This is a genomic window from Streptomyces sp. NPDC032721 (assembly GCF_055579625.1).
This window is the reverse complement of sequence record NZ_JBVIMX010000009.1, coordinates 314,201-335,277: the sequence shown is the minus strand read 5'-3', so window position 1 is coordinate 335,277 and position 21,077 is coordinate 314,201. Positions and strand designations below refer to the sequence as shown.

21 protein-coding genes are annotated in these 21,077 nt (G+C 71.9%); 9 read left to right on the top strand and 12 right to left on the bottom strand.

Annotated elements, in window-relative coordinates; genetic code table 11:
* Positions 1 to 117 precede the first annotated feature (117 nt).
* The 5 genes from ACZ5PB_RS21120 to ACZ5PB_RS21100 form a co-directional block, all read right to left on the bottom strand.
* Positions 118 to 1,221: a PP2C family protein-serine/threonine phosphatase gene (locus ACZ5PB_RS21120; protein WP_468693218.1), complete on the bottom strand. Its 1,104-nt coding sequence runs from the start codon at positions 1,219 to 1,221 to the stop codon at positions 118 to 120.
* Between the two features lie 136 nt (positions 1,222 to 1,357).
* Positions 1,358 to 2,527: a hypothetical protein gene (locus tag ACZ5PB_RS21115; RefSeq protein WP_468693216.1), complete on the bottom strand. Its 1,170-nt coding sequence runs from the start codon at positions 2,525 to 2,527 to the stop codon at positions 1,358 to 1,360.
* 64 nt (positions 2,528 to 2,591) lie between these two features.
* Complete coding sequence (locus ACZ5PB_RS21110) at positions 2,592 to 4,844, bottom strand: DUF6571 family protein (RefSeq protein ID WP_468693215.1); 2,253 nt, start codon at positions 4,842 to 4,844, stop codon at positions 2,592 to 2,594.
* A 70-nt stretch (positions 4,845 to 4,914) separates the two neighbouring features.
* Positions 4,915 to 5,340, bottom strand: a complete 426-nt coding sequence (locus ACZ5PB_RS21105; protein ID WP_468693213.1) for a hypothetical protein — start codon at positions 5,338 to 5,340, stop codon at positions 4,915 to 4,917.
* A 181-nt stretch (positions 5,341 to 5,521) separates the two neighbouring features.
* On the bottom strand, positions 5,522 to 6,085 hold the full coding sequence (locus tag ACZ5PB_RS21100; RefSeq protein WP_468693210.1) for a GNAT family N-acetyltransferase: 564 nt from the start codon (positions 6,083 to 6,085) through the stop codon (positions 5,522 to 5,524).
* A 291-nt stretch (positions 6,086 to 6,376) separates the two neighbouring features.
* Here ACZ5PB_RS21100 and ACZ5PB_RS21095 point away from each other — a divergent pair, with 291 nt between their 5' ends.
* From ACZ5PB_RS21095 to ACZ5PB_RS21085, 3 genes are all read left to right on the top strand, one after another.
* Positions 6,377 to 6,457 carry a tryptorubin family RiPP precursor gene (locus ACZ5PB_RS21095; protein WP_468693268.1) on the top strand — a complete coding sequence of 27 codons (81 nt, stop codon included), beginning with the start codon at positions 6,377 to 6,379 and terminating at the stop codon, positions 6,455 to 6,457.
* A gap of 80 nt (positions 6,458 to 6,537) precedes the next feature.
* A complete protein-coding gene (locus ACZ5PB_RS21090) occupies positions 6,538 to 7,683 on the top strand; it encodes a cytochrome P450 (protein ID WP_468693208.1) in 1,146 nt (381 codons plus the stop codon).
* Positions 7,664 to 8,902: a cytochrome P450 family protein gene (locus ACZ5PB_RS21085; protein WP_468693207.1), complete on the top strand. Its 1,239-nt coding sequence runs from the start codon at positions 7,664 to 7,666 to the stop codon at positions 8,900 to 8,902. The genes ACZ5PB_RS21090 and ACZ5PB_RS21085 overlap by 20 nt, the downstream gene beginning before the upstream one ends.
* 30 nt (positions 8,903 to 8,932) lie before the next feature.
* On the opposite strand, the gene cutA is transcribed toward ACZ5PB_RS21085, so the two are convergent.
* Positions 8,933 to 9,295: a divalent-cation tolerance protein CutA gene (gene cutA / locus ACZ5PB_RS21080; protein ID WP_468693205.1), complete on the bottom strand. Its 363-nt coding sequence runs from the start codon at positions 9,293 to 9,295 to the stop codon at positions 8,933 to 8,935.
* A gap of 96 nt (positions 9,296 to 9,391) precedes the next feature.
* Between cutA and ACZ5PB_RS21075 the strand changes: the two genes are divergently transcribed.
* The 3 genes from ACZ5PB_RS21075 (at position 9,392) to ACZ5PB_RS21065 (ending at position 11,844) form a co-directional block, all read left to right on the top strand.
* Entirely contained in the window at positions 9,392 to 10,246 is an 855-nt protein-coding gene (locus ACZ5PB_RS21075) for a class I SAM-dependent methyltransferase (protein WP_468693203.1), read from the top strand.
* Positions 10,243 to 11,130, top strand: a complete 888-nt coding sequence (locus ACZ5PB_RS21070) for a GNAT family N-acetyltransferase (RefSeq protein ID WP_468693201.1) — start codon at positions 10,243 to 10,245, stop codon at positions 11,128 to 11,130. The genes ACZ5PB_RS21075 and ACZ5PB_RS21070 overlap by 4 nt, the downstream gene beginning before the upstream one ends.
* A 75-nt stretch (positions 11,131 to 11,205) precedes the next feature.
* On the top strand, positions 11,206 to 11,844 hold the full coding sequence (locus tag ACZ5PB_RS21065; protein WP_468693199.1) for a GNAT family N-acetyltransferase: 639 nt from the start codon (positions 11,206 to 11,208) through the stop codon (positions 11,842 to 11,844).
* A 1-nt stretch (position 11,845) separates the two neighbouring features.
* Here ACZ5PB_RS21065 and ACZ5PB_RS21060 read toward each other — a convergent pair whose 3' ends face one another.
* The gene (locus tag ACZ5PB_RS21060) at positions 11,846 to 12,562 is read right to left on the bottom strand and encodes a 4'-phosphopantetheinyl transferase family protein (protein WP_468693198.1); all 717 of its coding nucleotides are present in this window, start codon (positions 12,560 to 12,562) and stop codon (positions 11,846 to 11,848) included.
* A gap of 330 nt (positions 12,563 to 12,892) precedes the next feature.
* A complete protein-coding gene (locus ACZ5PB_RS21055) occupies positions 12,893 to 14,332 on the bottom strand; it encodes a CoA transferase (RefSeq protein ID WP_468693196.1) in 1,440 nt (479 codons plus the stop codon).
* A gap of 297 nt (positions 14,333 to 14,629) precedes the next feature.
* On the opposite strand from ACZ5PB_RS21055, the gene ACZ5PB_RS21050 reads away from it, so the two are divergent.
* Positions 14,630 to 15,892, top strand: a complete 1,263-nt coding sequence (locus tag ACZ5PB_RS21050) for a glycosyltransferase (RefSeq protein ID WP_468693194.1) — start codon at positions 14,630 to 14,632, stop codon at positions 15,890 to 15,892.
* On the opposite strand, the gene ACZ5PB_RS21045 is transcribed toward ACZ5PB_RS21050, so the two are convergent.
* From ACZ5PB_RS21045 to ACZ5PB_RS21035, 3 genes are read right to left on the bottom strand one after another with little or no spacing between them, the layout of a single operon-like run.
* The gene (locus ACZ5PB_RS21045; RefSeq protein WP_468693193.1) at positions 15,885 to 16,484 is read right to left on the bottom strand and encodes a DUF6609 family protein; all 600 of its coding nucleotides are present in this window, start codon (positions 16,482 to 16,484) and stop codon (positions 15,885 to 15,887) included. The genes ACZ5PB_RS21050 and ACZ5PB_RS21045 overlap by 8 nt on opposite strands.
* 37 nt (positions 16,485 to 16,521) lie before the next feature.
* On the bottom strand, positions 16,522 to 17,673 hold the full coding sequence (locus ACZ5PB_RS21040; RefSeq protein WP_468693191.1) for an ABC transporter substrate-binding protein: 1,152 nt from the start codon (positions 17,671 to 17,673) through the stop codon (positions 16,522 to 16,524).
* Positions 17,674 to 17,688: 15 nt separating this feature from the next.
* Positions 17,689 to 18,474: an alpha/beta fold hydrolase gene (locus ACZ5PB_RS21035; protein WP_468693190.1), complete on the bottom strand. Its 786-nt coding sequence runs from the start codon at positions 18,472 to 18,474 to the stop codon at positions 17,689 to 17,691.
* 113 nt (positions 18,475 to 18,587) lie between these two features.
* Here ACZ5PB_RS21035 and ACZ5PB_RS21030 point away from each other — a divergent pair, with 113 nt between their 5' ends.
* On the top strand, positions 18,588 to 19,271 hold the full coding sequence (locus tag ACZ5PB_RS21030; RefSeq protein WP_468693189.1) for a GrpB family protein: 684 nt from the start codon (positions 18,588 to 18,590) through the stop codon (positions 19,269 to 19,271).
* On the opposite strand, the gene ACZ5PB_RS21025 is transcribed toward ACZ5PB_RS21030, so the two are convergent.
* Complete coding sequence (locus ACZ5PB_RS21025; RefSeq protein ID WP_468693187.1) at positions 19,216 to 20,196, bottom strand: GlxA family transcriptional regulator; 981 nt, start codon at positions 20,194 to 20,196, stop codon at positions 19,216 to 19,218. The two genes, ACZ5PB_RS21030 and ACZ5PB_RS21025, sit on opposite strands and share 56 nt — an antisense overlap.
* A gap of 142 nt (positions 20,197 to 20,338) precedes the next feature.
* Here ACZ5PB_RS21025 and ACZ5PB_RS21020 point away from each other — a divergent pair, with 142 nt between their 5' ends.
* Positions 20,339 to 20,983 (top strand): cysteine hydrolase family protein, encoded by a 645-nt coding sequence (locus ACZ5PB_RS21020; RefSeq protein WP_468693185.1) that lies wholly within the window; start codon positions 20,339 to 20,341, stop codon positions 20,981 to 20,983.
* Positions 20,984 to 21,077 lie beyond the last annotated feature (94 nt).

Below are 21,077 nucleotides of genomic sequence, written 5' to 3'. Positions count from 1 at the left end.
CAAGGTGTGGGTGTGGTCGGGGCTGGCCGCGCAGTTCCCCGCGCCCCTGAGTACTCAGGGGCGCGGGGAACTGCGCGAGCAACCCACCCCCACCCGCACACTTCGCGCGCCACACCCCTACGCCTCCCCCACCACCAGCGCCGCCGCATCGTCCGAAAGCCTCCCCCCGGAGTGGTGAGCAAGCCCGGTCAGTACGGCGTCCCTGACCGCGGTCGGGCAAGGCCCGAGCCCCTGGGCGTGCAGCGTGCGCGCGGGATCGTAGAACTCCTTCGCCCCGTTGCGCGCCTCGGTCACACCGTCGGTGACGGCCAGCAGCGAAGCCCCCGGCGGCAGGATCCTGGTGACGGCCCCGAGGGGTTCGGGCCCGGTGCGGAGCTGGTCGAAGAGGCCGAGCAGCGTCCCGGGCGGGAGCGCCAGTTCCCTGGCCCCGTCCTGGTCGACCTGCCACGGCAGTACGTGACCGCAGTTGACGAACCGCAGCCGCCCCCCTGGATGCGCCTCGACGATGAGCGCGGTGGCGAACCGGTGGTCCCCCGTCGCCCGCTGCCGCCGCGCGAGCGACCGGTCCATCCAGCGGGCGATCGCCGCCGGGTCCTCCTCGCGTTCGGCGGCCTCGCGGAACGCCCCGAGCAGGGTGACCGTCGCGTCGACCGCCGCGAGCCCCTTCCCCGCCACGTCGCCCAGGACGATGCGCAGTCCGTACGGCGTTTCCAGGGCCTCGTAGAAGTCGCCGCCGACCAGGGCGTCGTACTCCGCCGCCTGGTAGAAGCCGGACACCCGGTAGCCGCCGAGCCGGGGCGGAATCGGCCGCAGCACCGCCCGCTGCACCCCGCCCGCCAGGGAGCGCATGTGCTGGATGCGTTGCTCACTGCGCCGTCTGGCCACGGAACCCAGGGCACTGGCGATGGTCACACCGCACATGGCGATGCAGGTGGTGAGCGGCCCGATGCCGAAGCGGGTCGGCGGATCGAGCCAGAGGAACCCCAGTTGGGAGAGCCAGGCGAGCACCCCGGACAGCGCCACCGCCCGCCAGCCGTGCGCGAGCGCCACGAGCGGCGGCACCGCGGCGAGTACGGGGCTGAACCGGAGTTCGTTGCTGGTGAGCACTTCGGCGAGGACCGCCGCGAGCCAGACCGCCCAGGGCAGCAGCGACAGCGGTCGGGACACCCGCGCGTGCTCGCCCTGATCGGCGAGGAACGGACTGGAGAAGCGTGAAGGCATGGAACGAGCCCTAGGACGGCAGGCCGGTGGTCGGGCCTTTCATCCTGACCGTCAGACCCCCTTGGGGCATGGGCCGTTCGCCCCTACCAAGGCGGGTCCTTGGACCTGTTCTGCCACTCCGGTTCTGCCGCTCCCGTCAGGGCAGCCGCAGGTCCGTGCAGCCGCGCTGCCGTGCCGCGTCCGTGGCGAACGCCTTGAGGGCGGCGCTCTGGAAGGCCGGGGAGGACTCCCGGACCGGGTGCTCGTCCGCCGCCGTGTCGTACGCCCGCCACATCAGGAAGAGGGCGCGCTCGGTGGAGCCGGGGCAGCGGGCGGTGGCCCAGGACGCCCAGCGGCTGCCCGTGCCCGGCCCGAACCGCGGGTCGGTCCCGGCGTCCAGCCGCAGTGGCGCGGCGGCGGGGCCCAGGGAGTCGCGGAAGGCCTTCGCGTGCGGCCCGTACGTCGCGGAGAACCCGTACCCGATCTTGTTCCGGGGGGTCAGCAGGAAGCAGTCGGCCAGCGGGGCGTTCGGCTGGGCGGCGGATTCCGTGAACCTGGGGGTGCCGGCCCGCGCGGCGGCGGCCGCCAGGGGGCGCAGCGGGGCGCAGGTCCCCTTCGCCCCACTGAGCGCGGCGCTCGCGGCGCTCACGGCGGGCTCACCGTAGGCCTTCGTATCGGGGTCCGGGGCGACGGCCGCGATCTCCGGACCGCCGGGCCCCTCCGGCCCCTTGGCGCTGTCCGGAACCTCGCAGCCGAACTCCTCCGCCGACCTCAGCGCGGACCGTACGGCGACCTGGGCCAGGGCGGGCCGGAGTGCGTCGGCGGTCCGCTTGTCCGGACCGGAGCCGGTGGAGGAGCCCTTGGCGTGGACGACGAGGCTGTCGTTCGTACGGTTGGCGCAGGGCAGCACCACCGAGACCTCGTCCCCCGATTCGTACCGGGCCAGCACTGCGGGCCAGCCGCTCAGCGGGGCGGCGCTGCCGCCCCCGCCGGTCAGGTCGGAGCGGCCGTGGAAGAGCGTGTGGCGCACGGCCTGGCTGCCCCGGCGGACGTCGATGTCCAGCGCCGTACGGTCGTCGTCGCGGGACATCACCGCGCACTCGGCGAGGCTGCCGGGCGTATCGGCCAGGTAGGTGGTCTCGCCCCAGTCCTTGCCGTCGAGGAAGTCGTCGAGCGAGTCCGGGTCCACCGCGCCGCCGCAGATGCTCGCCAGCCGCCACCGGTCGTACGTACCGGAGAAGTAGAGGATTCCGGCGGCGAGCAGGAGGAGGACGAGGGCGCCGACGGCGGTCTTCCCCCAGCGGGTGCGGTGTGCGGTGACGGGCATGAGGGTGGTTCGTTCCGCTCTGGTGGTACGAGTGGTGCGGGTGGTACTCGGGAGGCGGGTGCCGTCAGAAGTCCGACCTCAGCGGCTGCAGTCCGGCCAGTCGCCCCTCCTGGTGCTTGGCCTGGCCCAGGCCGACGAGGACCCGTACGAAGTCGTCGTCCGCCTTGTGCCCGTTGCCCTTCGCCCATTCGACGACCATCCCGTCGACCTCCCGCTGTCCGGCGGTGAAGAGCTTGGAGTTGGCCTCGGTGGCCTCCAGGTTGGCCTCCGCGACGCGGTCCTTGGTGGCCTCGTAGGACCAGAAGTCGACCACCCTGTTGGCGATGTCGCCGGTCGGGCCGAACGCCGGTGAGATCGACGCGCCGTACGCCGCCGGGACGAAGGTGAGGACGGCGCCCGAGGTCGTGGTGAGCGCGTGGTTGAAGTCGTTGGCCCACTGGGTGGCCTTGAAGCGGTCGTCGAAGACGACGTCCGACCGTACGCCGTCGTAGGCGCCGAGGGCCGCCGCGGCCTCCTGGATGCGGGCCTTGGTGGTGTTGTCGTTGGTGTCGTTCGGCATGCTCGTGAAGGTGTCCTGGGCGAACTGCTTCTCGGCGCGGTACATCTGGGCGAATGCCTCCGGGTCGTCCGCGACGCCCCGCATGACCTTCATCAGCTGATCGTGGGGGACGGACATGCGGGTGGTGCCGTCGTCCTTCCAGACGCCGTCCTTGCCGTTGACGGTGTCGTTGTCCCTGCCGAGGATCTCGTGCAGGTCGCCCGTGTAGTCGGTGAGCATGTTGGACATGGGCCGCTGGAGGTTGTCCGGGAGCTTCTCGGCGTGCTTGGTGTCGTTCAGGACGCTGATGGTCTCGTGCATGACGCGGGCCTGCCCGTCGCTGTGCTTGCCCATCGGGTGCTCGGTGCCCGGTGCGTAACCGGTGGCGGCGGATTCGAGCGCGGCCCCGAGTCCGGCGCGTACGTCGCTCCCGGCGATGTCCTTGCCCGCGACCTCGGCCTTGTAGTACTCGGTCGTGTTGACCTGGTTCCAGTCCCGCTTGTCGAGCAGGTAGGTGAGGTTGTCGTTCTTGCGGTCCGGGCCGGGGTCGAGGTAGGAGGTGGCGGCGGCCGGGTCCTTGGACATGACGCCGAGGATGCCGTCGAGGGGGTCGTGGGCGAACCAGCTGTCGTTCTCGCCGGTCTTCTTGTTGTCGCCGAAGTCGCCGTGCAGGTCCCAGATGTCCGGGTCGCCGCCCTTGCTCTTGTCCTCGGCCCTGCGGATGTCGTTGGCCGTGTCGTGGAGGAACTTGTCGGAGTAGTCGCCGCCCTGCCGCATGAGGGTGACCAGGCTCTGGTACCCGCGGGCCTGCTGGCCGTGGCCCTGGCCGACGGCGACCTTGTCGCCGGTGACGTCGAGGTCGTACTGCTTGACGCCGGCCGACTGCATCTGTGTACGGAAGTTCCGGTAGAACGCCGAGTCGGTGTCCTGGGTGGCGGTGGAGAGGGTGGTCGCCAGGCCCTTCTGGAGGCCGAGGTAGTCCTTCTTGTCGGCGCCGCCGGAGTGGCCCTGGTCGGTGAGGGAGTTGTTGAGCTGGAGGGTGCCCTCGGCGCCGAGGCCGGTGAGGAGCCGCTGGCTGAACTCCCTGTTCTTGCCGTTGTCGCGGAAGGAGCGCTCGGCCTCGGCGAGGTCGGCGTCGGTGGCCTTGCCGGAGTTGATGCGTCCGGCGATGTCCTTGAGTGCGTCGGCCTCGTACTTCTCGATGTCGCCGCCGGCCTTGGCGTTGAAGCCCTGGCCGTCGAGGGGGTTGGCGTCGACGGTGACGGCGTTGAAGGCGATCTCGGCGCCCTTGTCGGCGTCGTTGACAGCGCGGACCGCCTGGTCGAGGCGCGTCTGCCAGGAGTTGACGGCCTTGTGCATGCTCTGCTCGTAGTCGGGGTCGTGGCGCAGGGCGTTGCGTTCGGCGGCGGTCAGTTTGTCGAAGTCGTAGGTGACGACCCCCTGGTCCGAGACCTTCATCCCGGCCTCGATCGCCTCCTGCCTGGCCGTCTGGAGCTTGCCGCGCAGGGAGACGAACTGGGTGTGCGCGTCCCGCAGCAGATCGGCCACCGCCTTGGCCTCGGTCTGCGCGGCCTGGAACTCCTTGAGGGTGACGTCAAAGCGGTCGCCGGCCGACAGGGCGCTCAGCCCCTGCCAGGACTGTCCCAGGGAGATGCCGTGCACCTCACGCCGGTACGCCGCCTCCTGCTTCTTGAACTCCGCCGCCATGCCGTCCCAGCGGGTGGCGGCGGTGGTGAGCGCGGAGAGCTCGGTGGTCAGGATCTCGTGGTACGTCGGCATGATCTCCCCGTTGCGGTGCGGCGGTGCGGTTGAGCAGTACGTACGCAGGTGGTGCGCGGGTACGTGTGCGTCAGAGGCGGTCGAGCGGGGACGGGGGCCGGATCTGGCCGCCCACTCCGAGGTCGTCGCTCCGGAACAGCAGGTTCGTGCTGCGCAGTGCGCTCTTCTCCGAACCCAGCCGGCCCATCAGGCCCTTGACCTGCGAATCCCAGGCCGTGTGTGCCTTCTTGACGGCCGCCGCCAGCAGCCACCCGTGCCCGTCCTTGGCGCCGAGCGCCTTGACCAGCGCACCGGTCTCGGTGTCCGCGTGGTCGCCCGCCTTGCGGGTGTCGGGCTCGATGTGCTGCTCGATGGCGTTGGCGGCGGCCTTCTTCTGCGCCGGGGACGACGCCAGTCGCTGCTGCCCTCCGCCCAGCAGGTAGGGCGAACCGAGGTTGCCCTGCCCGCCGGGCGCGACGGGGCCGACCGGCCCCGCCCCCGTGTCGCCCACTGTCATGCCGTCGCCCTCTCCCCTGCTCGTTCCCGCTCGTTCCCGCTTGTTACGTGTACGGGTCATGCGTAGGCCCCCCACCTAACAAGGTGAAAGTTCGGGTGAAGGGGAGGTCCCGAGCAGGCCTGACACCCAAATGTGAAGATCCCTTGCAGGTGACGGTGCGGTTCGCACGGGGGCGTGCGGTTCACATGGGGTAGGACCGCAGCCGAACCTCACCTTCCGGCCACGCCTCGGCCCCGCGCAGGGGGTGCCACATGGTGTGCAGGGGCATCACGAGGGGGCCTTCGGGCTGTTCCACGTGGACCTCGCGGGTCACGGGGCGCCAGCCGAGCTTCTCGTACAGGGGGACAAGTGGCGGCCGGCAGAAGAGGATCGCCCGCTCCGGGCCCAGTGTGCGGGCGTGCTCCAGGGCCGCGCCGACCACCTGCCGGGCCAGCCCCCGGCCCCGTACGTCGGGGGCGACGGCGACGCCGCCCACACCCACCGCCTCCGTGTCGAGGCCGCCGATCGTCAGGGGCAGGCGCAGCAGCCCCGCGTGGGCGACGAGGCGGCCGTCGTCGGTCCGGACGACGCCGAAGTGCTCCTCCTTGGGGAGCCACGTCAGGCCGGTGTCCGCGACGCCGAAGGGGTCGGGGGCGTCGCCGAGTATGCGGGCGAGGTCGGTCCTGTCGTACGAGGGGAGGCGTACGGCGGCGTAGTCGCCGGTGCTTCCGGTGCTGTTGCTGTTGGTGCTGGTCTCATCGGTCATGGCGCCATGATCGCGCAGGCGTTCGCGGTGATCGCGGCGGCTTCGGCACGGACGGCAATCAGAGGGTCCGTCAATAAACCCTCCCGCCCAATTCCCCTCCCCCTGAAAGCATTTCCCATGAAAGGGAAAAGAAGTACGGCGAGGTCTTGATCAACGAGCGCGTTGATCATACCTTCATCAACTGTTCAGCGATTCGCGGGACATTCATGGAGCCAGCAGCACGCCACCCCCACAAGGGGCACCGGTGTGCCCAATTACGCCCCATATAAAGGGGAGACAGGGAGCAGGAAAATGAAGGTTCTGTTTGCCATCCGCAATGCCATCGCCTCGGAGAAGAGCCTCAAGGCGAGCGCTTGGTACATCTGGTACTAGGACGCCCCCGGGCCCGCCCCCGCCATTGCGCGGGGGCGGGCCCGCCGCCCGTAGGAGCCGGCTCTCTCGGAGACCTCACCATGACGCAGCCTTCACGCCCGCAACTCCCGGAACGCCCGGAACACCTGGAACACCCCCGCCCCTCCGGCGCCCCGCACCCCGCCACCACGCGAACCACCCTGTTCGCGCCACGACTTGCCGCTCTGCTGCGGGACCACCGGGGCAAGGACGTGTTCCGGCTGGAGCCCGACACGATCGGTGTCGCCGGGCACGAACTGGCCGACCGGATCCTGTCCGCCCGCAAGGCGACCGAGACGGAGCGGCCCACCTTCAAGCCGCTGCAGGGGCGTTCGATCGCACCTGCCGAGGCGGCTTCGGTGATGCGGACCGTCGGCCGTGACGTACGCGAGGGACTGAAGAAACCACTGCCGGAGAACGTGGACCTTTCCGGGCCGTGGCCGATTACCGGCCACATGTTTCTCCGGGATCTGATCCTGGGTGACGACCCCTATCGGCTGCGTATTCTCATGAGCCGGAATCTCGAATTGACGACCAAACTCACCTGGTCCGTGATAGCCGCGGGCGCGGCCTTCCCACGCCCGTTCAAAGTGCGCAACGGTGCGCGCCCGGGGGCCGAACTGACCTCTCTCGCCCGTATGGTGACCGAGGCCACCGGGTACCACGACCGCCGCTATGCGATGGGCATGTACCGGCGGGCGGCGGCCCCCGTGTGCTTCACCGTCTCGACCCTGGTGGCGAACGCGCTGTGGCTGGGCTCGCCGTTCGACGAGGCCACCTCGAACCGGAACATCCTCTACGAGGCCATGCGGCTGCTGCCGCCCTCGTGGAACATGCTGCGCAACGCCTCTCCGGAGTACCCCGGCTTCGACCCGGCGATCGGCCCCGGCGACGACATCCTCGTACTGCCGCTGCTCTCGCACCGGGACCCGGCCCTGTGGGATGCCCCGGACGAGTTCCGCCCGGAACGCTGGGACGCGCTCGACCCCGACACCGCGCCCGGCTTCCTCGGCTTCGGCCACGGCTCCGAACGCTGCTGGGGCCGGCACGCGGTCATGCCGCTCGCCGAACTCCTGCTGGACCTGCTGCGCCGCGACGGGCTGACGGTCAGCCCCGACCAGAAGTCGGCGAAGGTGCCGCTGGCGGGTCTGCTCGGGGTGGACGAGGTACGGGTGACGAGGGAGCGAAGTGCCGCCCGCACCCCCTGAAGCCACGACCACGACCATCGGCACGGACTTCTTCTCCCACCAGCACGAGAGCTACCGCCACTTCCGTGAGACCGGCGGCGGGGTGCACAAGGTCCGCTTCCCCGGCGACGCGGCGCTGGAGGGCTGGCTGATCACCGGTCACGCCGAGTGCCGGGCCGCGCTCGCCGACCCACGGCTGCGCAAGGACGGCGCGACCGAACGGTTCGCCCGCCACATCGGCATGCCGGTGCCGGACGGAAAGGGCAGCAGCGGCAACGGCCCCGGCCGCGCGCTCACCGCGCACATGCTCAACTCCGACCCGCCCGTCCACACCCGGCTCCGCAAGATCGTGCAGGGGGCGTTCACCGCGCGCCGCACCGCCGCCCTGAGACCCCGCGTCGAGGCGCACGTCACGGCGCTGCTGGACGCATGGGACGAGGAGGGCGCGGACGAGATCGAGCTGATCGGCCGGTTCGCGCTGCCGCTGCCGCTGGCCGTCATCCTCGATCTGTTCGGCGCACCGTACGAGAGCCATGACCGGATCCGCGTACGGAGCAGCGCGCAGCCCGCCGACAGCGAGGTCTCCGTACGGACCGCCGAGTCGCTCCTCGCCCACCTCCGCACCCTCGTCGCGGAGAAGCGCGCGCGCCCCGCCGACGACCTGCTCTCCGATCTGATCGCCGCGCAGGACGACGACGGCGGCCGGCTCTCCGAGGACGAGGTCACCTCGATGGTGTTCCTGCTGGCGGTGGCCGGTCATCAGACCACCGTCAACCTCGTCGCCAACGGCTTCCACACCCTCTTCCGCCACCCCGGCCAGCTCGCCGCGCTGCGCGCCGATCCGTCGCTGGTACGTGGCCTGGTCGAGGAAGTGCTGCGCTACGAGAGCCCGTCCGCCGTCGCTTCGCTGCGCTACACCGCCGAGCCGGTGACGATCGCGGGCACGACGATCCCGGCGGGCGAGTTCGTCCAGATCGCCCTGCTGGCCGCCAACCGCGATCCAGCCGTCTTCGCGGACCCCGACCGCTTCGACCTCACCCGTGACGCCTCCCGTCACCTGGCGTTCGGCCACGGCATCCACCACTGCCTGGGGGCCCAACTGGCCAGGCTCCAGGCGGAGATCGCCTTCACGCACGTACTGCGCCGCTACCCGGACCTGCGTGCGGACGGCCACCCGTCCTGGCAGCCCAACCCCCGCCACCGAGGCCTGCTCAGTCTGCCGGTACGGCTGCGCGCGTGAGGCTCAGAGGGCCCAGGGGCCCCAGGAGGCTCAGGCCTGCTCGTCGGCCGCCGCCACCGTCTCCTCCGACACCCACGCCAGGTAGGCCGGGCTGCCCGCAGCGACGGGTACGGCGATGATCTCCGGGGTGTCGTAGTCGTGCAGCTCTCCGATGCGCGCCGTGAGCCGGTCCACGAGGTCGGCGCGCGTCTTGAAGTCCACGCGCCACTCCTGGGCCCGCTCCACCCGCCCCTCCCACCGGTACACCGAGGCGACCGGAAGGACCTGGGCACAGGCGGCCAACCGCTCGTCGACCGCGCGGGCGGCAAGGGCGTGGGCCTTGTCCTCGGCGTCGGTGGTCGTGGTGAGCACGGCGTGCGCGGTGTGCGCGGCGGAAGCGGAGGACGGAGTCATGCCACGAGCGTACGCACGGACATGCACTCGCACCCCCTCCCCCACCGCGGCCAAATTCGCGCGCCCACCGGGGATCCCGCCGAGTACCTTCCCCGAATGGACCCGACACCGCCGCGCGGCCGCACCTCCCGCCCCACTGCTCACCCCACTCCCCTCCAGGCCGAATTCCGCGACCCCCTCCTGGTCCAGGTCTACGACGCCCAGGCGCTCTGGTCGTACGACGACGACCTCTTCCTCGCCCTCGTCGACGAGACCCCGCACCCCCGGACCACACCCCTGCGGGTCCTGGACCTCGGCTGCGGTACGGGCCGGTTCACGCTGGCCCTGGCCGCCGCGGGCCACGAGGTCACCGGAGTCGACCCGGCACCCGCCTCCCTGGCCGCCGCGCGCGCCAAACCCGGTGCGGAGAAAGTGAGTTGGCTGCCGGGAACCTCTGCCGCGCTCCCCGCTTCCGCCGCCTTCGACGTGGCCGTCATGACCAGCCACGTGGCGCAGTTCTTCGTCGAGGACGAGGACTGGGCGCGCACCCTGGCCGACCTGCGGCGCGCCCTCGTGCCAGGGGGCCGGCTCGTCTTCGAGACCCGCGATCCGGCGGACCGCCGCTGGGAACGCTGGAACCCGGTCGACTCACGGCACAGCGTCGTCACCGCCGAAGGACGCACAGTCGAGGTCTGGACGGAGGTGACCGAGGTCCGCGACGCGGCGGTGAGCTTCACCCACCACTACACCTGGGCCGACGACGGCACGGAACTGTTGAGCACGGCCACCCTCCGCTTCCGCTCCGAGGAGGAGATCCGCACATCCCTGGCCACCGCGGGCTTCGGGGTCGAGCGGATCTACGGAGGGTGGCGGCGCGAGCCGGTCGGCGCGGGCGACGGCGAGTTCATCGTGATCTCGCACGCACTACAAGAAGACGTACGGAACGACGGCGACGGACGGAAGGCGATATGAACCCGATCCAGGTGAGGCCGATGCGGGAGAGCGACCTCCCGTCCGCCGAGCACGCGTCCGGGGTGACGTTCCTGGAGGGCGACCGGCGCAGCAGAAGGGCGTACGAACCCGAGCCCGAGCCGCGTACGGCGGCGCAGTCCGCGCAGTGGATCGCCAGGATGGGCCACTTCCTCGCGACGGACCCGGACGGCTGCTGGGTGGCCGTCCGCGACGACGAGGTGGTCGGCTTCGCGCTCTCGCAGAACCGGGGCCCGCTCTGGCTGCTGATCACGTACGGGGTGCTGCCCGGCCTCCAGGGCAAGGGAATCGGCACACGCCTGATGGACGCCGTACTGACGCACGGCGGTGACCGGCAGGGCATGTTCATCTCGACCGTGCACCCGGCGGCGACCCGCAGGTACTGGCAGGCCGGGTTCGCGCTCCAGCCGCTGATGTCGCTGAGCGGCACCGTCGACCGGGCCGCCCTCCCGGAGGTCACGGGTCTTGACGAGGGCACGGCCGACGACCTCGCGTGGATGGACCTGCTGGACGAGGGCCTGCGCGGGGCCGGGCACGGCCCCGACCACCACCACATGCACGCATCGCACCGCCTGATCGTGTCCCGCGACACGGAAGGCCGCCGGGGCTACGCCTACACGGACAACAACGGCACAGCGCTCCTCCTGGCCGCCCAACACCCGCACAGCGCACAGCAGTTGCTCTGGGAGATCCTGGCCTCATCGCCGGACGGCCGCGCCGCGGTACCGCCCGTGATCACCGCGGCGAACCAGTGGGCACTGGAGGTCGGCTTCGCGGCCGGGCTCGAACTGGGCCAGGACGGTTACCTGGCGCTGCGCGGCATGACGACCCCGGCCCCGTACCTCCCGAGCGGCCGCGTCCTCTGACCGACCACACCTGACCAGCGCGTTCACCGAAAACCCACTCGCGAAGATCCACAACCCCCGGTAGAAAGAGCCCCCATGAGCACCCTGACCTCCCCCCAGGACTTCGTCCGCGCCACCCTCGAACTCGACGAAGCCGTACTGCGCCCGTGGAGCAGCACGGACATCGACGACCCGGCCACGATGGCCGCCCTGATAGCCGCCTCGGCCGATCCGCAGCTCGCCCTGTGGAACCCCCTCCCCGCCACCGACCACGACGCCGCGAAGAAGTGGGTGGAGGTCCGCGACAAGGCCTGGAACGCCGGAACCGTCGCCACTTTCGCCCTGGTCGAGAACCCCAAGAACACCGAGGCCGCCGAGGACACTGACGCCCCGGGCCTGCTGGGCACCATCACCGTCCGCTGGGTCGACCGCTCCGACGGCCTCGCGATGATCGGCTACTGGCTGCTGCCCGCCGCCCGGGGCCGGGGCCTGGCCACCAGGGCGACCACCGCCGCGGCCGACTGGGCGTTCGCCACGGCGGGCGTCCGCCGCCTCGAACTCGCCCACGCCGTGGAGAACGAACCCTCCTGCCGCGTCGCCGAACGCTGCGCCTTCCCCGCCGAGGGCACCCTCCGCGCCTCGTTCCGCTTCGGCGACGGCGAGTACCACGACGAACACCTCCACGCCCGCCTGGCCACGGACCCCCGGCCGGCGGGCCTGCCCGAGCAGCGCTGAGCTACGGGTTCGCGGTGGCGACCGCCGCCGCGTAGCCCTCGCGCACGGCGATGTCCGTGAGTTGCCAGCCAGGGATGGTTCCTGGCTCAGGGGTGGTGCCCACGTAGGTGGCGTCGAGGGGTACGGCGAGGCCTGTTCCTGTTCCCTTGAGGTAGGCCTCCTTGCGGCACCAGCAGCGGCCGAACGCGGTCAGGCGGGCCGCGTCGTCCGTGGCGAGGTCGGTGAGTTCGGCGCGTTCGCGGGGGTGCAGGACGCCGGACACCTCGTCCGCCTGGGCGGTGTCGGTGAGCAGCTCGACGTCGATGCCGACCGTGGTCTGGGCGAAGGCGAGGAGCACCAGGTCGCCGCTGTGCGAGAGCGAGAAGTGGAAGCCGTCCGCGTCGGGCACGTAGGGGCGGCCGTGCGGCTCGGGGCACAGGGGGCAGGGTTCGCGGCCCAGGACGATGTCGCCGGGAGCCCGGTCGAGGTAGGCGGCGAGGAGATGGCGGAGCCCGATGTGGGCGGCGGCGTACCGGTCCTTGTCGGCACTCCTGCGGAAGGCGGCATACCGGGCCCGCTCGTCGGGGTCCAGCAGGGAGAGCGAACTGTCGGCCGTTCCGGCGACGTACTCGGGGCCGTCCAACTGCCAGATGTCCGCACCCTGCTGCGGGAGCGAGAGCCTTCCCTCGTACGGCCCGGGATACAGACTGCGCGGGGAAGGAGGAGCTTGCGACGACATCGGGACGGAGCCTCTCCGATCAAACACACGACATAACCCCCCACCTTAATCACGCCACCCCCCTCAAACACCGACCCCCACCCCCTCGGGCGGCGGGGCCGCCTCTACGCCCTAGCCCCTCGGGCGGCGGGGCCGCCACTACCCCCACCCCCCAGCCCCCTCGGGCGGGCGGAGCCGCCCCTACCCCGCCCGCCCCCTTGGGCGGCGGGGCCGCCCCCCGGGGGCGGAACGGGCGGGCAAGGGGGCGGCCCCCGGCGGAGCCGAACACCCCGACCCCGCCCCACCTCCGCCATGGCCCCTAGCCCGCCGGAAATACCGCCGCGCCCCCCGTCACAGCCAGACCGCCCGGTCCGTACCCCAACTGCTCACGGACCGCGACCAGTTGCCCGGCGAACCCTCATAGCTCACAGCCGGCAACGCATGATCGAGCTTGCCGTACGGCGACTCGGCCGTCGCCATCCAACGCCGGAGGTCATCACCACCCCCGTCCCCGTCCCCGTCCCCGTCCCCGACAGCCCCCTCACCCAGCCCACCCATGAGCCACGCCGCCGTCCCCGCCAGCGAGTACCGCAAGTGCCGCCCCAACCCGTCCCCCTGACGCTTAGTCAGCGCACGCAGCACACCACCCGCGACCAAATACCCCGTACCGTGATCCAGCGCCTGCGCCGGCAGCGCCCCCGGCCGTCCCTCCGCCCCCTCGATCGCGGCGATCCCCGTCCCCACCTGTACGAGACTGTCGAAGCCGCGCCGCCCCGCCCACGGCCCGTCCGCCCACCCCCAGGCGCACAGTTGGGCCACGACGAGACCGGGACGGCGCTCCCACAGGGCTTCCGGGGCCAGGCCCAGACGGTCCAGGGTGCCCGGCCGGTACCCGGTCAGTACGACGTCGGCGGAGGCGAGCAACTCCTCGAAGGTCTCGCTGTCGTGAGGTGCCGCGAGGTCGAGGAGCGTGGAGCGTTTGCCCATGCCGGTGTCGGTGTGGGTGTCGGCGTCCTCGCGGAGGCGGGGCGAGTCGATGCGCAGTACGTCGGCGCCGAGGAGCGCGAGGGTGCGTGCCGCGACCGGTCCGGCCAGTACGCGCGTGAGGTCGAGGACCCGTACGCCCGCCGCCGGAAGCGAGGCGTCGGCCAGTCGCCCCGCCCCGCCACCGGGGCTGGTGCGCCTCTCGACCAGCGGCAGGTCGGGCACACCCCCGCCCGCCGCCCGGCCAAGCTCCGGCGCGGGCGCCACCGCCACCGCCAGCCCGCCCGCCTCGTACACCGCTTCCTGCACCTGGTACGCCGTGCGCGTCCGCAACTCGGCGGCGAGCACCTCGGCCAGTGCGTGGTCGTCGCGCGTCCCGTCGTCCGGGATGCCGAGGGCCGCGAGCAGGCGGGCGCGGTGGTGCGGATAGTTGGCGTGCGTGCGGACCCAGCTGTCCGCGGTGCGCCAGAAGCCGGAGAGCGGGGCGAAGTTGGTCGGTGCGCGGCCGTCGATACGGAGCACGCGCTCGCTGAGGAAGGCGGCGGCGACGGCGCCTTCCGACACCCGTACGTCGGGCACCGCACCCCCAGTAGCCCCGGAACCCCCGCGTTCCGCCGCGAGCTCGGCGGCGGCCAGCGAGCAGGCCCCCACCGTGGCACGCGCCAACTCCCGTACCCGCAGCCGGGCTTGGAGCACATCCCCCGCGTCCCGCTCGTACGACACCTTCGTCACGAGGTCGGGCCGCCCGCCGAGGGCGGTCCAGGCGTGGGCGGTCGGGGCGTCTCCGTAACCATCGCTGTTCGTCATCGGCCCAGCATGCAGCACCCGGGCGGCGCTGGACGGGCGGTGTGATCCAGATATCACGGCGGGAGCGGAGCTCAACTGCCGCTCTACTGCCGAGCAGAGGCAAAGCAGGAGGTCAGGTGCCCTTTCCGTACTCAACTTATAGCCTGCCGGGGGGCTTGCGGCAAGGCCCTGGGGGTGCCGCAGAATCACCGGCCTAAGCAAAAGCAGAACCAGAACCAGAACCAGAACGACGGAAGTGAGAACCGCGAAGTGCGTGTGTTGTTGTCGACGTATGGGGCACGTGGGAGCGTCGAGCCGATGGTGGCGCTCGCGAGGGAACTGCGGGCGCTCGGGGCGGAGGTGCGCGTGTGCGTGCCGCCGGACGCGGAGTTCGTGGAGCTGTTCGCCGGGGACGGGATGACGGTGGTGCCGGTCGGGGCGCCGGTGCGGCCGTTGGTGGGGTCGGTGAAGCCGGGGTCGGCGGCGGGGCTCGCGGAGCGGGTCGCCGCGTTGGTGGCGGCGCAGTTCGAGACGGTGGCCGAGGTGGCGGAGGGGTGTGACGCGCTGGTGGTGACCGGTCCGTTGCCGGTCGCGGCGGGCGGGCGCTCGGTGGCCGACAAGCTGGGCATCCGCTATGTGCATGCCAGTCACCAGCCGATCAGCATGCCTTCGGCGCACCAGCCGCCGCCCGCGCGGCGGGGCCGTCCGTTGCCGGCCGGGGTGTCCGACAACCGTGAGCTGTGGGAGATCGACGCCAGGAACGCGAACGAGATGTTCGGCGAGGTCATCAACGCCCACCGGGCGGCGGTCGGCCTGCCGCCGGTGGACGACGTCCGCGGCTACGCCTTCACCGAGCGGCCGTGGCTGGCGACGGATCCGGTGCTGAGCCCCTGGCCGGAGACTCCGCGCTCTGAGTCCCTGGGTCTTGACGTCGTGCAGACGGGTGCGTGGATCAGGGACGACGAACGTCCGCTCCCCGACGACCTGTTGACCTTCCTGGAGGCCGGTGCTCCGCCGGTGTACGTGGGCTTCGGCAGCATGCCCACGCCTGCCCTGAAGGACGTCGGCAGGGCGGCCGTCGAGGCGATCCGCGCGCAGGGCCGCCGAGTGGTGCTCTCCCGTGGCTGGGCGGGTCTGGAACCGGCCGACGACCACCACGACGACTGCTTCGTCGTCGGCGAGGTCAACCAGCGGGCGCTGTTCGACCGGGTGGCCGCCGCCGTGCACCACGGCAGCGCGAGCACCACGACGACGGCCACCCTGGCCGGTACGCCACAGGTGGTGGTGGCCCAGGGTGGCGACCAGCCGTACTGGGCGGGCAGGGTGGCCGAGTTGGGGGTCGGAGTGGCGCACGGCGGCCCGGAGGGGGAGGTGCCGGCGCCGACCCCGACCGTCGAGTCCCTGTCGGCGGCCCTTGAGGTGGCCCTGGACCCGGCGACGCGTGAGCGGGCCCGGGAGGTGGCGGGCGGGGTCCGTGCCGACGGGGCGGCGGTGGCGGCGAAGTTGCTGCTGGAGGAGATCGCCCGGCCGGTCGACGCGACGGCGGGTCCGGGTCCGGTTCCGAGCCAGAGCGTCAGGTGAAGGTCACCGCCGGGTAGGCCAGCAGCATCCACGCGCCGAAACCGAGTTTGAGCAGCGCGTCGACCACGCCCAGCGCGCGGACCGGCGCCGCCTTGGCCACGTACAGCCCGATCAGTGCGTTGGCCGAGGTGGCGACGCCCAGGACGGTCATCAACGGGCCGTGGGCGAGGCCCATGAGGAGGAAGTGCAGGCCGACCACGAACAGGATGGTCAGGATGAGGGTCCGTTCGCTCCCCTGCGGCTCCTGGTTCTGCTGAGTCTGTTGACTCTGCTGAGTCTGCTGCTGCTTCTGATAGCGGCTGATGACCAGGTAGATCAGGCCCATTTCGAGGACGAACGAGGCGACCAGTCCCGCGATCTGGACGAAGGTCGGCGATCCGATCGACGGGAGCAACGCGCTCAGCCCGCTCGCGACGAACCCCGCCACTCCACCGCCGATGGCGAACGGGATCCACCTGCTCTGGAAGACCCAGCCGAGCAGGAACCCGAGCCCCACACAGAGGAGGAAGAGGCCGCCGCCTCGGATGAGGGGGTACGGGTGGTCCTGCGCGGCCCCGGCTGCGAGCGAGGTGAGGAGTGCGGGGGCGTTCATCGCCCGAACCCGGGGGCCGTGTGGGCCATGTGACCGTTCATGAGGTCAACTTATCTTCCTGGGACAGGACTTCACCGGTGTGCAGTACCCGGAACCCGGACGGTGCCGCCGGGTCCCGGTCGGCCACCTGGACGGGCGCCCAGGTCCACTGCCACACACTGATCCCCGGCGTACGCGAGAACCTGATCCGGCCACGCGTGCCCTCGACCGCGACACCCGCCCAGGCCTCGGCGAGGCTCACACCCTCCGAGCCCTCAGCGCCCTCAGCGCCCTCAGCGCCCTCCGCACCGTACGAACTCAGGACGTCCGCCAGCACCGCGATCGTGTCGTACCCCTCGAAGGCGACGAACGAGGGCTCCTCGCCCAGCCGTTCGCCGAGCACCTTCCCGACCCGCGCACCGAGTGGCGTCGGCCGTTCGGGCAAGTAGCGCAGGAACGGGACCCCCGCCCCCTCCTCGCCCAACAGCTCTGCCCAGTCGGCGAGTTCGGGCTGTCCGGCCGGGGCGCCCAGCAGGACATCGGCGAGGCGGGCGTCACGGCGTACCGCGCGGACGATCGGTACCGCGGGCTCCGGGTGGCCGACCAGGAGGAGGAGCGCGGTCGCGCCGCTGTCGGCGAGCGCGTCGCACAGCGCCTCGGGGTCCCGTGTGCGCGTGCCGAGTTCGACGACGGTGCCGCCGCTCGGCGCCAGGCACTCCCGCAGGATGCGGGTCCCGGACTCCCAGTAGACGCTCGGCTGGGTGGCCACGGCGATACGGGTGTGGCCCGCGCCCCGCAGGAAGTCCGCGTATATTCGCCAGCCGCGCGACTGCGGCGGGGACAGCCGGGCGACCCGGTCCGTCGGCTGCTCGGTGAGCGCGTCGAACACCGCCGACGAGCAGAGGTACGGCAGCCCGAGGGCATCGGCCCTGGTCGCGACGGTGCGGGCGACGACGCTGTGGTACTCCCCCGCCAGGGCTGCCACGCCGAGACCGGCCAGTTCGTCCACGGCGGCCTCGGCCCGCGCGGGGTCGGCCGCGGTGTCCCGGACCAGCAGCTCCAGCGGTCTGCCGCCGACCCCGCCCGCGTCATTGACCTCGTGCACGGCGAGTTCGAGGCCGGCGAGCAGATGGCGGCCCGCTCCTGCCCAGCCGGGACGGGTCAGTGGAACGAGGGCGCCGATCCGCAGGGGCGCAAGTGACGTGTCCATGTGCATGTGCATGGATCACAGGGTGGCACGGCCCAGCAGCGCGTCGAAGAAGTTTTCGCGCGCTGCGGCGTCCGCCGCGAACCGCAGGCTCATCCGGTGGTCGGCCGTCGGGAACACCAGCCGGGTGTACCGCGCGTCCGACGAGGCGAGGGCGTCGTCGACCGCTTCCGTGACCGCCGGTGGGATCACCGCGTCGACGGCCGGGGTCGCGAGGACCGCACGGACGGTGGCGGGCAACTGCCGGAAGACGTCCAGGGCGGGGGACTTCCGCCAGCTGTCGGGCGTACGGATGATCTCCGTGAAGCCCGCCCCGAACCGGACGGGCCACGCCCGGGCCCCGTACACCGCGGGCGCCCCGAGCCCGATCGCGGCGACCCGCGACCCGTAGTGCGCGGCCAGGTCCGCGACGGTCTGGCCGCTCATGCTGAAGCCCACGAGGAGGAGGCGGGACCCTGCGGTGGCGTGGTGGTCGATGAGGGTCCGGGCCTGCTCGAAGCGGCGTTCCAGGCTGAGTTCGGCGAGCTGTCCGGTGCTGGCGCCGTGGCCGGAGAAGTCGAGGGCGAGGGCACGGTGGCCGAGGGCGGCGAGGTGGGTGGCGAGAAGGGCGGGGCTCTGTTTGTCGCCGTTCCCGGCGCCGTGGAGGAGTACGGCGGTGAGGTCGGACGGGGGCTCCTGGGCGGGAGCGGCTTCCGCGCAGCTGAGGAGTTCGCCGTCGCAGGCGAGGGTGAACTCCCGTACGGAGAAGGCCACTTCTTCGGGTCGCGGCCTCGCCGCCTCCGGTACTTCTGCCGTGCCGGTCATATGGTCCTGGCCCTCCGAGGACGTAGGAGCGAGCACCGCCCGGCCCGGGCGGGCCGCACGGCATCCACGGTACGTACGACATCCGTCTCGCACACCCGCCTAGACTCGGCCGGATGATCAACGCCGAACAGCCCGTCGCACCCGACCCCGCCGAACCCCACCCCGCCGTGCCCGATGCCGTCGCACCCGTGGTCGTCGCCCCCTCCCCCGCCTGGCAGGCGCAGGGCCTCGCGCTCGTCGCCGAAGTGCGTGCCGCGCTCGCGCCCCTGGCCGTGCGCGTCGAGCACATCGGCAGTACCGCGATCCCCGGCATGGCGGCCAAGCCGGTCTTCGACCTCCAGGTCGGTGTCGCGGACCTGGAGGAGGCCGAGCGGGCGTTCGCGGCGCCGCTCGCCTCGCTGGGCTTCGAGCTCTCCCGCCACCGGCACGACCACGTACCCGCCGGGCTCGACGACGACCCGCAGGAGTGGACGAAGCGGCTGTGGACGCGCCGGGCCGGTCAGGAGTCGGCGCCGCCCGCCGCCGAGGTGCCGCCCGCCGTCGAGGCGCCGCCCGCCGTCAATCTGCACGTACGCCGCCTGGGCTCGCCCAACGAGCGGCTCGCGCTGCTCTTCCGGGACTGGTTCCGCGCCCACCCGGAGGCGGTCCCCGCGTACGCCCGCTTCAAGCAGCTCCTCGCGGGGGCGGTCGACGACACCGGGGTGTACGCCGACGTGAAGGACCCGGTCGTCGACCTCGTGGTCACGGTCGCGGAACCGTGGGCCGCCGCCACGGGGTGGGCGCCGTACGGTCGTTGAACGACGCCCGGTAGGCGCGCGGGCTGGTGGTGAGGCGGGACGCGAAGTGCTGGCGCATGGTGACCTCGCTGCCGAAGCCGGCCCGGCGGGCGACCTCGGGCATGGCCAGGTCGGTGCGTTCGAGGAGCTTCTGGGCCGCCGCGATGCGCTGGTCGAGCAGCCAGCTGAGCGGGCTGGTGCCGGTGGCGGCGGTGAAGTGGCGGGCGAAGGAGCGCGGGGACATTCCGGCGCGGGCGGCCAGGGCTGCGACGGTGAAGGGCTCGTGCAGATGGGCGAGTGCGTACGCGCGCACCTCGGCCAGGGCGTCCGCGTCGCGGTCCGTGCGCGGGGTGGGGCGCTCGATGAACTGCGCCTGCGAGCCGGTCCTGAACGGGGCGGTGACCATGTGGCGGGCGATGGTCGCGGCGGCCTCGGCGCCGTGCCTGCTGCGTACGAGGTGCAGACAGAGGTCGATGCCGGCGGCGGTGCCCGCGGCGGTCCAGATGTTGCCGTCCTCGATGAACAGCGCGTCGGGTTCCACCCGTACCCGTGGATGGCGTGCGACGAGCAGGTCGACGAGGTTCCAGTGGGTGAGGGCGCGGCGGCCGTCGAGGAGCCCCGCCTGGGCGAGGGTGAAGGCGCCGCCGCACATGGCGGCGATGGTGGTGCCGCGTGCGTGGGCGCGGCGCAGTGCGTCAAGCAGCGGCTTCGGGGCGGGAGTTGTCAGGTCGTCCAGCCCGGGTACGAGGATCAGTTCCGCGCGGTCCAGCCAGCGCAGGGTGCGGTCCGGGGTGAGGGTGAGCCCGCCGCGCATCGGCACCGGGGCGGGGCTCACGGCGATCCGGCGCAGGTCGAAGGCGGGCACCTGACGGTCGGTCCGGTCCACGCCCCACACCTCCGAGATCACGGTCACGTCGAAGGCGCGGATGCCGGGGAAGGCGAGCATGGCGACGGGGTGGGGGGACGGAAACGCGGGGGAAGGCGCTGGGGAGGGCGCTGGGGATACTGGCGGCACATTGGCAGTAAACCATCGGTCGTTGACTTCTGGATGCCTGGGGGAAGTGCCCCGGCAACGACAGCATGGGGCCATGGACAACGAAGCGAACACAGAAGCGAGCACAGAAGCGAGCACAGGCGCGAACCCGGACGTCGCGGGAAACGCCGCACTCGTCGTCATCGACGTACAGAAGGGCTTCGAGGACGAGGAGTTCTGGGGGCTGCGCAACAACCCCGCCGCTGACGAGAACATCGCCGAACTCATCACCGCCTGGCAGGAGACCGGCCGCCCCGTCGTCTTCGTACGGCACGACGCGACCACGCCCGACACCCCGTTACGACCCGGCCGGCCGGGCAACGACTTCAAGGACTACGTGGAGGCGCGGCGGGAACTCGGCGGCGGCGGGCCGGAGCTGCTGATCACCAAGACCGTGAACTCCGTCTTCTACGGGACCCCCGACCTGGACGCCTGGTTCAAGCAGGAGGGCATCACCCAGTTCGTGGTGGCCGGGATCCAGACCAACATGTGTGCGGAGATCACGGCCCGGATGGGCGGCAACCTCGGCTACCAGGTGCTGTTCCCGCTGGACGCCACGCACACCTTCGAGCTGAAGGGTCCGTTCGGCTGGCGGCAGTCGGCCGACGAACTGGCCCGCTCGACGGCGATCTCCCTGCACGGCGGCAAGTTCGCCCGGATCGTGACGACGGCGGACCTGCTCGCGGCGGTCAGGGGATAGCCCACCGGCAAACCCAAGTACGAAGGGTTCGGGGAGAAACCGGCCCGGTACGGCATTTCGGTGCCGCCCGGCTGGTTGTATTCGGGGTACGTGG